Here is a 13,166-nt window from a genome sequence, read left to right as displayed (position 1 = left end):
GCCAGCACCGGGAGGGGCCACGTGGACACGAAGCAGCAGCCGGAGGTGCCCCGGCAGCTCGCGCAGGTGGACGGCGTGCTGGAGCGGATCACCTACGCCAACGAGGAGACCGGCTACACCGTGGCCCGGGTCGACACCGGGCGCGGCGCCAACGACCTGCTGACGGTGGTCGGGGCGCTGCTGGGTGCCCAACCCGGGGAGTCGCTGCGGCTGTTCGGCCGGTGGGGTTCGCACCCGCAGTACGGGCGGCAGTTCACGGTGGAGAACTACACGACGGTGCTGCCCGCCACGGTGCAGGGTATCCAGCGCTATCTCGGGTCCGGGCTGATCAAGGGGATCGGCCCGCGTTTCGCCGAGCGGATCGTGGAGCGGTTCGGCGTGGAGACGCTGGAGGTCATCGAGAACGAGCCGAAGCGCCTGATCGAGGTGCCGGGTCTCGGGCCGAAGCGGACGAAGATGATCGCGGCGGCGTGGGAGGAGCAGAAGTCCATCAAGGAGGTGATGGTCTTCCTGCAGGGGGTCGGGGTGTCGACCTCCCTCGCGGTGCGGATCTTCAAGAAGTACGGGGACTCCTCCATCGGCGTGGTGAAGAACGAGCCGTACCGGCTGGCCTCGGACGTCTGGGGCATCGGCTTCCTGACGGCCGATCGGATCGCGCAGGCGGTGGGCATCCCGCACGACAGCCCGGAGCGGGTGAAGGCGGGCCTGCAGTACGCGCTCTCGCAGAGCAGCGACCAGGGGCACTGCTACCTGCCCGAGGAACGGCTGATCGCCGACGGGGTGAAACTGCTGCAGGTCGACGTGGGGCTGGTGATCGACTGCCTGGCGGAGCTGGTGGCCGAGGAGGGGGTGGTCCGCGAGAGCCTGCCGGGCGGGGGCGGTGACCCGGTCTCGGCGGTCTACCTCGTGCCGTTCCACCGGGCGGAGATCTCGCTGGCCAACCAGCTGCTGCGGCTGCTGAACACGCCGGAGGACCGGATGCCGGCCTTCTCCGGCGCGGCCGGTGCCGCGCTCGACTGGGAGGCCGCGCTGGGCTGGCTCGCAGGCCGGACGGGTGCTCAACTCGCGCCCGAGCAGCGGGATTCGGTGAAGCTCGCGCTCACCCGGAAGGTGGCGGTGCTGACCGGCGGCCCGGGATGCGGCAAGTCGTTCACGGTGAAGTCGATCGTGACGCTCGCCCTGGCGAAGCGGGCGAAGGTGGTGCTGGCCGCACCGACCGGGCGGGCGGCCAAGCGGCTGGCGGAGCTGACGGGGGCCGAGGCGTCGACGGTGCACCGGCTGCTGGAGCTGCGGCCGGGCGGCGAGGCCGCGTACGACCGGGACCGTCCGCTGGACGCGGACCTGGTGGTGGTGGACGAGGCCTCGATGCTGGACCTGATCCTGGCGAACAAGCTGGTGAAGGCGGTGGCGCCGGGCGCGCACCTGCTGTTCGTGGGGGACGTCGACCAACTGCCGTCCGTCGGCGCCGGTGAGGTGCTGCGGGACATGCTGTCGGAGGCGAGCCCGATCCCGTCGGTGCGGCTGACCAGGATCTTCCGGCAGGCCCAGCAGTCGGGGGTGGTGACCAACGCGCACCGTATCAACGAGGGGCTGCCGCCGGTGACGGAGGGTCTGCCGGACTTCTTCCTCTTCGCGGAGGAGGACACCGAGCGGGCGGCGGGGCTGACGGTCGACGTGGTGGCGCGGCGGATTCCGCAGCGGTTCGGGCTGGACCCGCGGCGTGACGTGCAGGTGCTGGCGCCGATGCACCGCGGTCCCGCAGGTGCGGGCAACCTGAACACGCTGCTGCAGGCGGCCGTGACGCCGGCGCGGGAGGGTCTGGCGGAGCGTCGTTTCGGCGGTCGGACGTTCCGGGTGGGCGACAAGGTGACGCAGATCCGGAACAACTACGAGAAGGGCGAGAACGGCGTCTTCAACGGGACCGTCGGGGTCGTCACGTCGCTGAGCGTGGAGGACCAGCGACTGACGGTGCGCACCGACGAGGACGAGGAGGTGCCGTACGACTTCGACGAGCTCGACGAGCTGGCGCACGCGTACGCCGTGACGATCCATCGGTCGCAGGGCAGCGAGTACCCGGCCGTGGTGATTCCGGTCACTGCATCGGCATGGTCGATGCTGCAGAGAAACCTGCTGTACACGGCCGTGACGAGGGCGAAGAAGCTGGTTGTGCTCGTGGGGTCACGGAGGGCGATCGCACAGGCCGTTCGGGCCGTAAGTGCAGGTCGCAGGCACTCTGCGCTCGATCATCGGCTCGCGATTGGATGATCGTCCCAGGGTGGGCTACCGTCCCGGGTTGTCTTGACGTGAAGAGATTTAGGGCGGAACCTGGTTGGGCGCCGATCTTGTCCGGTTCGGACCGGTCATGGCGACAGGTTTTGTATGGCGGGCCCCTTTTCGGCCCACCCCGGGTGCGCGGCTGTCCTCCGGATGGGGGATCGTAGAGACAGTCAGGGCAGTCGGATGAGGATTCATTTCGTCGGTGAGGAAGACGTGAGCGACAACTCGGTAGTACTGCGGTACCAGGACGGCGAGTACGAGTACCCCGTCGTCGAGAGCACTGCGGGCAACGCCGGCTTCGACATCTCGAAGCTGCTCCCGCAGACCGGCCTGGTCACCCTGGACAACGGCTTCGGCAACACCGCCGCGTACAAGTCCGCGATCACTTTCGTGGACGGCGACAACGGCATCCTGCGCTACCGCGGTTACCCCATCGAGCAGCTCGCCGAGCGGGGCAACTTCATCGAAACCGCGTACCTGCTGATCAACGGTGAACTGCCGAAGGCCGAGGAGCTCTCGGTCTTCACCAACGAGATCACCCAGCACACCCTGCTGCACGAGGACGTCAAGCGCTTCTACCAGGGCTTCCCCCGGGACGCGCACCCCATGGCCATGCTGTCCTCGGTCGTCGGCGCGCTCTCCACGTTCTACCCGGAGAGCCACAACCCGTTCGACGCGGAGCAGCGCCACATCTCGACGGTGCGCCTGCTCGCCAAGCTGCCGACGATCGCGGCCTACGCGTACAAGAAGGCGATGGGCCAGCCCTTCGTCTACCCGCGCAACGACCTGAGCTACGTCGAGAACTTCCTGCGGATGATGTTCGCGGTCCCCGCCGAGGACTACGAGATCAACCCGGTCATCGTGAACGCCCTCGACAAGCTGCTGATCCTGCACGCGGACCACGAGCAGAACTGCTCGACCTCCACCGTGCGCCTCGTGGGCTCCAGCCACGCGAACCTCTTCGCCTCGATCTCGGCCGGCATCTCGGCGCTGTGGGGCCCGCTCCACGGCGGCGCCAACCAGGCCGTGCTGGAGATGCTGGAGCAGATCCAGAAGGACGGCGGCGACGTCGACGCCTTCATCCGCAAGGTGAAGAACCGCGAGGACGGCGTCAAGCTGATGGGCTTCGGCCACCGCGTGTACAAGGCCTTCGACCCGCGCGCCGCGCAGGTCAAGATCCTTGCGCACGAGGTGCTCGGCCAGCTCGGCAAGTCCGACGAGCTGCTCGACATCGCGCTCAAGCTGGAGGAGCACGCGCTCAGCGACGACTTCTTCGTCTCGCGCAAGCTCTACCCGAACGTGGACTTCTACACGGGTCTGATCTACCGCGCGATGGGCTTCCCGACCAGCATGTTCACCGTGCTGTTCGCGCTCGGCCGCCTGCCCGGCTGGATCGCCCACTGGCACGAGATGATCAACGACCCGACCAGCCGCATCGGCCGCCCGCGGCAGATCTACACCGGCACCGCGATCCGCGACTACGTGGAGCTCGGCGAGCGCTGACCCGGCTCGTACGGAGGGCCCGGCCGCACCCCCGCGAGGGGGAGTGGCCGGGCCCTCCGCCGTGTGCGGCCCGGGGGCCGCTGACGAGGTCTGCGGCGCACGGCACCCAGGTGCGACAGTGCCAGGAACGGCCGCTCAAAGCGTCCCTGACCCCTCGCACCCGGTGCCGTGCGCCGTGCCGCCGATAAGGTCGGCAGCCGTTCCGGGGCCCGCCGGAGCCCCGTGTGCGGCGGCCGTCCGGAGCGGGGACGCGAAGCCGTTCGCCGCGTCGCCGCGGGCCGGACACCCGCTGCACTACACACGGTATGACGTATCGGGGGCCCGGGAGTTACGTTCCGGCAGTGTGAGTTCGCTCTCTCCACCCTCCGTGTGCGGGCGTGCCGGATCCGCGCTGTCCCTTATCACACGCTTTCCGGCGTGCTGCGTCACCCTCCCCGCATTTCCCGCGACCCAGCGTGATACGAATCGTCCCGTCCCCGGCCGCGGCCGGGGAGGCCCCGCCGGTGCGGTCCGCCCGCACCTCCGCCGGGCCGTACCCGGACAGGGAGGGAACGCGAGGATGACCAGGAACGTCGTCGTCACCGGTGGCGGTACGGGCATCGGCTACGAGGTGGCCCGCAGGTTCGCCGATGCGGGCGAACGGGTCGTGATCGTCGGCCGCCGCCGGGCCGTGCTCGAACAGGCCGCCGCGGAGCTGGGCGGGAACGTCACCCCGCTGGTGTGCGACCTCGCCGACCCCGACGCCGTCGAGGCGGCGCTCGGCGCACTCCCCGCCACCGTCGACGTGCTGGTCAACAACGCGGGCAGCCGCGAGACGGTGATCGGCGCCGGCCCGCACGCCGTCCTCGCCCGCTGGCGCGGCGACTTCGAGCGGAACGTGCTCACCGTCGTGCTGCTCACCGAGTCGATCCGTGACCGGCTCCCCCCGGGCTCCGGCCGGGTCGTCACCGTCAGCTCCATCGCCGCACTGCGCGGGGCCGGCTCCTACGGCGCCGCGAAGGCGTCGCTGCACGCCTGGAACCACTTCCTGTCGGCACAGCTCGGGCCGTCCGGCATCACGGCCAACATCGTCGCCCCGGGCACGGTGGCGGGCACCGAGTTCTTCGGGCCGCGGCTGGACGACGCCGAGGTGTCCCGGCGGGCCGCCCGCACCCTGCTCGGCCGGATCGGCGAGCCCGCCGAGGTGGCTGCCGCCGTGTACTTCCTGGCGTCGCCGGAGGCCGCGTTCATCACCGGCGAGATCCTGCACTGCAACGGCGGCGAGCTGCTCGGGCGCTGAGCCTCCGCTGCGACGGCGGCGAGCTGCCCGGGCGCCGAGCCCGGACGCCGGACGGCCCCGGTCGGCGGTTGCCGGCCGGGGCCGTGGGCGTGCAGGGTCCGTGGGCGTGCGGGGGTGTTCAGGCGGCGTCGAAGCTCCGCAGCCGGAGGCTGTTGGTGACGACGAAGACCGACGAGAACGCCATGGTGGCGCCGGCCACCACCGGGTTGAGCAGCCCTGCCGCGGCGAGCGGCACCGCCGCGACGTTGTAGGCGAACGCCCAGAAGAGGTTGCCCTTGATGGTGGCGAGGGTGCGCCGGGAGAGCCGGATGGCGTCGCCGGCGGCCCGGAGGTCGCCGCGGACGAGGGTCAGGTCGGCGGCCTCGATGGCGGCGTCGGTGCCGGTGCCCATCGCCAGGCCGAGGTCGGCCTGGGCCAGCGCGGCGGCGTCGTTCACGCCGTCCCCGACCATGGCGACGGAGCGGCCCTCGGCCTGCAGCCGCCGGATGGTGGCGACCTTGTCCTCCGGCAGCACCTCGGCGATCACGTCCTCGGCGGGGATGCCGACCTCGGCCGCGACCGCCTCGGCCGAGGCCCGGTTGTCGCCGGTCAGCAGCACCGGCCGCAGGCCGAGGGCGCGCAGGTCGGCCACGGCCTCGGCGCTGCCGGGCCGGACGGTGTCGGCGACGACGAGGACCGCGCGGGCGGCGCCGTCCCATCCGACGGCGACGGCGGTGCGCCCGGCCTGTTCGGCGGCGGCGCGGGCGGCCGTGAGCTCGGGCGGCAGGTGCTGGGCGTGGTCGGCGAGCAGGGCCTCGCGTCCGGCGACGACGGCGTGGCCCTCGACGGTGCCGAGGACGCCGCGGCCGGGCACGTTCCGGAATCCCTCGACGGGCGGCAGGTCGCCGGTGCGCGCGGCCGCGGCGGCGGCCACGGCGGCGGCGATCGGGTGCTCGGAGGCGTGCTCCAGGGCGCCCGCGAGGCGCAGTGCCTGCCGTTCGTCGACCCCGTCGGCGGTGTGGACGGAGATCAGCGCCATCCGCCCGCTGGTGACGGTGCCGGTCTTGTCGAGGACGACGGTGTCGACGCGGCGGGTGGTCTCCAGCACTTCGGGGCCTTTGATGAGGATGCCGAGCTGGGCGCCGCGTCCGGTGCCGACCATCAGGGCGGTCGGGGTGGCGAGGCCGAGGGCACAGGGGCAGGCGATGATCAGGACGGCCACGGCGGCGGTGAAGGCCTCGGTGGGGCTCCGGTCGAGCAGCAGCCAGGCGACCAGGGTGGCGAGGGCGACGAGGATGACCACCGGCACGAAGACGGCGGAGATCCTGTCGGCCAGTCGCTGGGCGGCGGCCTTGCCGTTCTGGGCGTCCTCGACGAGCTTGGCCATGCGGGCGAGCCGGGTGTCGGCGCCGATCCGGGTGGCCTCGACGACGAGGCGTCCGCCCGCGTTGACGGTGGCGCCGGTCACGGTGTCGCCGACGGCGACCTCGACCGGCACGGACTCGCCGGTGAGCATGGAGGCGTCGACGGCGGAGGTGCCGTCGGTGACGACGCCGTCGGTGGCGATCTTCTCGCCGGGGCGGACGACGAAGCGCATGCCGACGGCCAGCCGGTCGACGGGGATGCGCTCCTCGCGGCCGTCGCGCAGGACGGAGACGTCCTTGGCACCGAGGTCCATGAGGGCGTGCAGGGCGGCGCCCGCTCGGCGCTTGGAGCGGGCCTCCAGCCAGCGTCCGAGCAGGATCAGGGTGGTGACGGCGGCGGCGGTCTCCAGGTAGAGGGTGGAGGAGGCGTCGCCGGGGCCGGTGGTCAGGGAGAAGCCGTGGCGCATGCCGGGCATGCCGGCGTCGCCGAGGAAGAGGGCCCAGACCGACCAGCCGAACGCGGCGAGGGTGCCGAGCGAGATCAGGGTGTCCATGGTGGCGGCGCCGTGCCGGAGGTTCGTCCAGGCGGCGCGGTGGAACGGGAGGCCGCCGTACACCACGACCGGACCGGTGAGGGCGAACGCAAGCCACTGCCAGTTGTCGAACTGCAGGGCGGGGACCATCGACAGGAGGACCACGGGCACGGACAGTGCGACGCCGGTCAGCAGCCGGTCGCGGAGCGGGTCGGGGGCGGAGGCCCCCGGGGTGTCCGCCGGGGCCGGTTCGGCGGCGGGCGGCGGCGGGAGCTCGGCGGTGTAGCCGGTCCGTTCGACGGTGGCGATCAGGTCGTCGACGGCGATGCCCTCGCCGAAGTCGATCCGGGCCTTCTCGGTGGCGTAGTTGACGGTGGCCTCGACGCCGTCCATCCGGTTGAGCTTCTTCTCGACCCGGGCGGCGCAGGAGGCGCAGGTCATGCCACCGATCGTCAGCTCGACGCGCTGCCGTGCGGCGGGGCCTATGCCCTGCGTGGTGGTGCTCATCTCATCTGCTCCTAGGACGAGCGTAGTGGGGGGCCCGGACGGGGGCCGCGCCCCCGGGCCGGCGTCAGGCCGTGCGGCCGACCAGCTCGTAGCCGGCCTCGTCGACCGCGGCACGGATGCGGTCGTCGTCGACCGGCTGTGCGGAGGAGACGGTGACGGTGCCGGCCCTGGCGTCGGCGGCGACCTCGGTGACGCCCGGAATGCCGGAGACCTCCGCGCTCACCGACTTCTCGCAGTGACCGCAGCTCATGCCGGTGACGGTGTAGGTGACGGTGCTGGACATCGGGTGCCTCCGGTTGGTCTGTCGGGCGCGGGCGGTGGGCGCCCGTGCTCCCTTCCTCTCACAACACCATACCCCCCTGGGGTATTTCCGCCCGGGGTGGAGGATGTGGCGTGGATCGCGGAAGGCCCTGCCGACAGCAGACAGTAGCCGCTCCGGCACCTTGGGTTCCGGCCCGGCCCTCGCGTGTCACCCGCCGGCCGACGGCGGCGCGCACGGCCACCCGCCCCGCCGTCCGCTATGTTCGGCCTGTGTTCCGGATCAGCCGAGCCCAGCGGGCCGAAGCGCCCGACCCCACCGGCCTGGCACCCGCCCGCCGCAGGACCGCCCTGCTGGCGACGGACCTCCAGGACCTGTCGTTCCGGCGCCGCGCCACCCCGTCCCTGCTGGCCATCCTCGCCGTGTCCGTCGTCGACTTCGTCTCCGGCCAGGACCGCTACCTCGCCCCGCTGATGGTCATGGTGCCGTCCATCTCCGCGCTCCTGCTGACCCCGGTCGAACTCCTGCTGGTGTGCGGCGTCGGCTTCCTCTCCCTGCTGTGGCTGAGCAACTACGACCAGGTCGCCACCTTCGACGACGGCCGCTTCCTCTACGGCGCACTGCTCAGCTACACCGTGCTGACCGCCTTCAGCGCGTACGTCGCCGAGCTGCGCATGCGGCGCGCCGCCGTGTTCGCCGCGGTCAGCTCCGTCGCCGAGGCGGCCCAGCGCGCCCTCCTGCGACGTCCGGGACCGACCGTCGGACCGCTCGACCTCGCCGTGCGGTACGTCTCCGCCGCGGACACCGCCCGGATCGGCGGAGACCTCTACTCCGTGCTCGACACCCCGCACGGCACCCGGGTGCTCGTCGGAGACGTCCGCGGCAAGGGGCTCGGCGCCGTGCAGACCGCCGCCGTCGTGCTCGGCGCCTTCCGGGAGGCTGCGTACGACGAGGAACGCGTCACCGCGGTCGCCGGGCGGGTCGAGGCCAGCGTGGAGCGGCACGTGCCGGACGGCGAGTTCACCACGGCGCTGTTCGCGGACTTCCGCGAACCCGGCTCGGTGGAACTGCTGCACTTCGGGCACGTCCCGCCGATCCGGGTGGGCCAGGACGGCACCGTGAGCGTGCTGGAGGCCGACGAGCCGTGGGTGCCGCTCGGCCTCGGCCCCCTGGTCTCGGGCGAACCCACCGGATCCCGCGTGCGGTTCGGCCCGCACGACGTGCTGGTGCTCTGCACCGACGGCGTGGTCGAGGCCCGCCACCGCCGCACCGGCGACTTCTACCCGCTCGCCGCCCGGGTCGGCCCGCTCGTCCGCGGCGCGGCGCGCTCCGCCGGCGAGCTGGAGGCCGCGGTCGGCCGCGTCTACGCGGACCTGCTCGCCCACACCGGGGGCGAGCTCGGCGACGACGCGCTGCTGATGCTCGTCAGCCGTCCCGAACGGGCCTGACCACCGCACCGGTGCCGCCCGGGCCGCAGCGGCCCCGTCGGGTGCCCCCGGCCCGTGTGTCTCAGGCCCGCGTGCCCGGCCCACGTGCCTCAGGCCGTGCACGTCAGGCCGTGCACGCCTCCGCGAGCGCGTCGAAGAGCAGTGCCGTCGAGACCGCCCCGGGATCCAGGTGACCGGCGCTGCGCTCGCCCAGGTACGAGGCGCGGCCCTTGCGGGCGACCAGCGGCAGGGTGGCCCGCGCGCCCGCCCGGGCGGCGTCCGCCGCGGCCCGGGACGCGACCGGGAGGCCGTCCCCGGCGGAGACGCGGAACGCCGCGACCGCGGGGGCGAACGCGTCCACCATGGTCTTGTCGCCCACCTGCGCCCCGCCGAGGTCCTGCACCGCGGCGAGGGCCGCCTCCAGTGCGGCCGCGACCTCCGGCGCCCCGGCCTGCGGCGCGTCGAGCACGCGGCCGACCGCCCGGAGGGCGGAGCCGTACAGCGGCCCGCACGCCCCGCCCACCGTGGAGATCAGAGTGCTGCCGGCCGCCGACAGCACCGGCCCGGGGGAGGACGGAGGATCGGCCGCCAGCGAGCGGACGACGGCCGTGAAGCCGCGGTGCAGGTTGGTGCCGTGGTCCCCGTCGCCGATCGCGGCGTCGAGGGCGGTGAGCTCGGCCTGACGGGCGGCCACCGCGGCGGCCGCGCCGCGCAGCCAGCGCCCGCCGCGGGCGGAGTCCAGGACGGTGTGCACCGTGACGGGTCCTCTCGGGCGGGCCGCCCGGCTCAGGGCCGGGTGAGGGCGGGTGTCGCGACGGGGGCGTCCCAGAGCCGCAGCAGCTCGGCGTCGGCCTTCGTCAGGGTCAGCGAGAAGCCGGCCATGTCGAGGCTCGTGACGTAGGGGCCGACGAGGCTGCGGACGATCCGGATCCCGCGGGACGCCAGGTGCGCCGCGACCTCGCCGAAGACGACGTACAGCTCCAGGAGCGGCGTGCCGCCCAGGCCGTTCACCAGGGCGATCACCTCGTCCCCGGCGGTGAGCCCCTGGTCGGCCAGCACGGTGTCGACCACCTCGGCGGCCAGCTCGGCGGCCGGACGCAGCGCCGCGCGCCGCCGCCCCGGCTCGCCGTGGATCCCGACACCGACCTCGATCTCGTCGTCGGGGAGGTCGAAACCCGGCCGGCCCGCGGCCGGTACCGTCGCGGCGGTCAGCGCGATCGCGAACGACCGCGACGCCGCGGCGGTGCGGCGGTGCGGGCGCCGAGCGCGGCGACCGCGTCGAGGGCGGCCCCGGCCTCGGCCGCCGCACCGGCGATCTTCTCCACGGCGACGGTCGCGCCGGTGCCGCGCCGGCCCGCCGTCCAGGTGGAGTCCTCCACGGCCACGTCGTCGGCGACCAGGACGGTGGCCACCGCGATGCCCTCCTCGGCGGCGAGATCGGCGCCGAGCCGGAAGTTCAGCACGTCGCCGGTGTAGTTCTTGACCACGAACAGCACGCCCGCACCGGTGTCGACGGCCCGGGCGGCGGCGAGCACCTGGTCCGGCACGGGAGAGGTGAAGACCTCGCCCGGACAGGCCGCGTCAAGCATGCCCGGGCCGACGAAGCCCACGTGCAGCGGCTCGTGCCCCGACCCGCCGCCGGACACCAGCGCCACTCGGCCCGGGGCCTTCGGCACCCTCCGGCGCACCACCCGTGCGGCGGTGTCCACGGTCAGGTCCGGGTGGGCGGCGGCGACTCCGGCGAGGGCGTCCGCGAGGACGCTCTCCGGGCTGTTGATCAGCTTCTTCACGGCGGCACTCCCTCGTGCGGCTCCCGGCCCGACGCTACGCCGGACACCCCCGGGCCGCCCGCCGCAGCAGCCCTCCGGTCCTAGGGTGGCCGGTATGACCGCTGCTCCGGTGGGTGTCGTCCTGGTCTCGCACAGCCCCGCACTCGCCGCCGGGCTGCGCGACCTGCTGGCCGAGCTCGGGGCTGGCCGGGTGCCGGTGGCGATCGCCGCGGGCACCGCCGACGGTCGGCTCGGCACCAGCGCCGACCTCGTGGCCCGGGCCGTGGAGGCGGCGGACACCGGGGCCGGCGTGGTCGTCGTGCCCGACCTCGGCAGCGCGGTGCTCACCGCGCGGCTCGCGCTCGCCGACCGCCCCGGCGCCGTCCTCGTGGACGCGCCGTTCGTCGAGGGGGCGGTGGCGGCCACCGTCACGGCGTCCGCCGGCGCGGGCCTGGACGAGGTGGTGCGGGCCGCGGAGGAGGCCCGGCACCTGCGCAAACTCTGACCGGCCGCGACGCCCGGTCGTACCTCCGCTCGGCCGCAATCCCCGCCCGACCGCGCCTCCGCCCGGCCGCTACTTCGCGTCCGCGTAGCAGTCGACGACCGCGGTGGTCATCGGGAAGCGGACGGGCGAGTCGCCGAACACCAGGGCCCGGGCCTCCTCCGCCGCCGCGGCGATCTCCGCGGCGACCCCGTCGGCGAGGTCCGTCGGGGTGTGCACCAGCACCTCGTCGTGCTGGAAGAACACCAGGTGCGGCCGGTCGGCCCCGGAGCCGAGCGCGGCGAGGCGGCGGCGCAGCGCGGCGAGCAGGGCCAGCGCCCAGTCCGCGGCGCTGGCCTGGATGACGAAGTTGCGGGTGAACCGGCCGCGGGCCCGGGCCGAGCGGCCGCCGGCCTCGCCCGCGGTCTCGGGGGCCTCGGTCAGGTCGAGCCAGTCCGCGGACGGCGGCGGGCAGGTGCGGCCCAGCCGGGACCGGACGATGCCGCCGTCCTCGCCGGTGCGGGCCGCGGCCTCCACGTGGCCCATGGCGGCCGGGTAGCGGCGGCGCAGGGTGGCGAGGAGCGGGCCGATGTCGCCGCTGGTCTGGCCGTACATGGCGCCGAGCAGGCCGAGCTTGGCTTTGGCCCGGTCGCCGTGGAAGGCGGTCGCGGCGAGCGCCTCGTACAGGTCGCCCTCGGCGGCGGTGCGGGCCAGGCCGGCGTCGCCGGAGAGCGCGGCGAGCACCCGGGGCTCCAACTGGGCGGCGTCGGCGACGACCAGGGACCAGCCCGGGTCGGCGACCACCGCGCGGCGGAGGATCCGCGGGATCTGCAGGGCGCCGCCGCCGCGGCTCGCCCAGCGCCCGGAGACGACGCCGCCGACGACGTACTCCGGGCGGAAGCGGCCGCCGCGCGCCCACGTGGCCTGCCACGCCCAGCCGTGCGCGGCGTGCAGCCGCGACAGCTCCTTGTAGTGGATCAGCAGCTCCGCGGCGGGGTGCTCGACGCCGCGCAGCTCCCAGCTGCGGGTGGAGGAGAGGTGCACGCCCTGGTCGGCGAAGGCGCGCAGCACCTGGGTGTGCGAGTCCGGGTTGAACGGGCGGCCCCCGAGGGCCTGCTGCAGTTCGCCGGCCAGTTCGGCGAGCCGGCGCGGCTGTGCGCCGGGGATCTGCGGGCGCGGGCCGAGCAGCTCGGTCAGCAGGAGGTCGTGCAGGTCGGTGCGCCAGGGCAGGCCGTCACGGGCCATCTCCGCGGCCAGCAGGCCGCCGGCCGACTCGGCGGCCACCAGCACCCGGAAGCGGGCGCGGGCGGCGTCGTCGCCGATCGCGGCGATCCGGCGCAGCTGCTCCGCGTGGACGGCGACGACGGCCTCCAGCGGGTCGGCCCCCGGGGGGAGCTGGAGCCGGTCCGGGGCGAAGAGGCCGGCCTGTTCGTCGTCGTCGGCGGCCGCCTCGGGCAGGTCGGCGGGCACGGGCAGGCCGCGCAGCCGGGCCCACGCGGCGCCCAGCGAGCGCGGTTCGCCCCACCCGCCCTCGTGGCCGAGCAGCAGCGGCTCGGTCAGCCGCAGGTCGTGGCAGCGGGCGAGCCGGACGGGCAGCAGCGGTGCGTAGGCGCTGTCGGCGGCCGCGTACACCCAGCGGGGCTGTCCGGCGGCCTCGACGGCGGCGACGGCGGGGCCGAGGAGGGCGGCGTGCTCGGGCGGGCCGAGGGGGGTGCCGTCGTCGGCGAGCGGCTGCAGCCGGCCGCCGGGGCCGTGCGGGTCGGGCGCCAGGGCGTAGCGGGGGGCCAT

9 protein-coding genes and 1 pseudogene are annotated in these 13,166 nt (G+C 74.2%); 5 read left to right on the top strand and 5 right to left on the bottom strand.

All coding sequences use genetic code 11. The features are described 5' to 3' along the window. Window positions 1-21: 21 nt before the first annotated feature. From OG335_RS13150 to OG335_RS13140, 3 genes are all read left to right on the top strand, one after another. Window positions 22-2,265: an ATP-dependent RecD-like DNA helicase gene (locus tag OG335_RS13150; RefSeq protein ID WP_405011287.1), complete on the top strand. Its 2,244-nt coding sequence runs from the start codon at window positions 22-24 to the stop codon at window positions 2,263-2,265. A 225-nt stretch (window positions 2,266-2,490) separates the two neighbouring features. Further along, window positions 2,491-3,780 carry a citrate synthase gene (locus tag OG335_RS13145; RefSeq protein ID WP_405011286.1) on the top strand — a complete coding sequence of 430 codons (1,290 nt, stop codon included), beginning with the start codon at window positions 2,491-2,493 and terminating at the stop codon, window positions 3,778-3,780. Between the two features lie 559 nt (window positions 3,781-4,339). Continuing rightward, window positions 4,340-5,059, top strand: a complete 720-nt coding sequence (locus OG335_RS13140) for an SDR family NAD(P)-dependent oxidoreductase (RefSeq protein WP_405011285.1) — start codon at window positions 4,340-4,342, stop codon at window positions 5,057-5,059. A 118-nt stretch (window positions 5,060-5,177) separates the two neighbouring features. On the opposite strand, the gene OG335_RS13135 is transcribed toward OG335_RS13140, so the two are convergent. Then, on the bottom strand, window positions 5,178-7,442 hold the full coding sequence (locus OG335_RS13135; RefSeq protein WP_405011284.1) for a heavy metal translocating P-type ATPase: 2,265 nt from the start codon (window positions 7,440-7,442) through the stop codon (window positions 5,178-5,180). A 64-nt stretch (window positions 7,443-7,506) separates the two neighbouring features. Continuing rightward, a complete protein-coding gene (locus OG335_RS13130) occupies window positions 7,507-7,725 on the bottom strand; it encodes a heavy-metal-associated domain-containing protein (protein WP_405011283.1) in 219 nt (72 codons plus the stop codon). 248 nt (window positions 7,726-7,973) lie between these two features. On the opposite strand from OG335_RS13130, the gene OG335_RS13125 reads away from it, so the two are divergent. Further along, a complete protein-coding gene (locus tag OG335_RS13125) occupies window positions 7,974-9,149 on the top strand; it encodes a PP2C family protein-serine/threonine phosphatase (protein WP_405011282.1) in 1,176 nt (391 codons plus the stop codon). A gap of 103 nt (window positions 9,150-9,252) precedes the next feature. Here OG335_RS13125 and dhaL read toward each other — a convergent pair whose 3' ends face one another. Then, entirely contained in the window at window positions 9,253-9,882 is a 630-nt protein-coding gene (dhaL, locus tag OG335_RS13120) for a dihydroxyacetone kinase subunit DhaL (RefSeq protein WP_405011281.1), read from the bottom strand. A 32-nt stretch (window positions 9,883-9,914) separates the two neighbouring features. Beyond that, window positions 9,915-10,918 (bottom strand): annotated as a pseudogene (dhaK, locus tag OG335_RS13115) (dihydroxyacetone kinase subunit DhaK). Window positions 10,919-11,012: 94 nt separating this feature from the next. On the opposite strand from dhaK, the gene dhaM reads away from it, so the two are divergent. After that, complete coding sequence (gene dhaM / locus OG335_RS13110) at window positions 11,013-11,402, top strand: dihydroxyacetone kinase phosphoryl donor subunit DhaM (protein WP_405011280.1); 390 nt, start codon at window positions 11,013-11,015, stop codon at window positions 11,400-11,402. Between the two features lie 69 nt (window positions 11,403-11,471). Here dhaM and OG335_RS13105 read toward each other — a convergent pair whose 3' ends face one another. Continuing rightward, a complete protein-coding gene (locus tag OG335_RS13105) occupies window positions 11,472-13,166 on the bottom strand; it encodes a bifunctional 3'-5' exonuclease/DNA polymerase (protein ID WP_405011279.1) in 1,695 nt (564 codons plus the stop codon).

This window comes from Kitasatospora sp. NBC_01539 (genome assembly GCF_045040525.1).
Lineage (GTDB): Bacteria > Actinomycetota > Actinomycetes > Streptomycetales > Streptomycetaceae > Kitasatospora.
This window is presented reverse-complemented; position numbering and strand designations above follow the sequence as displayed.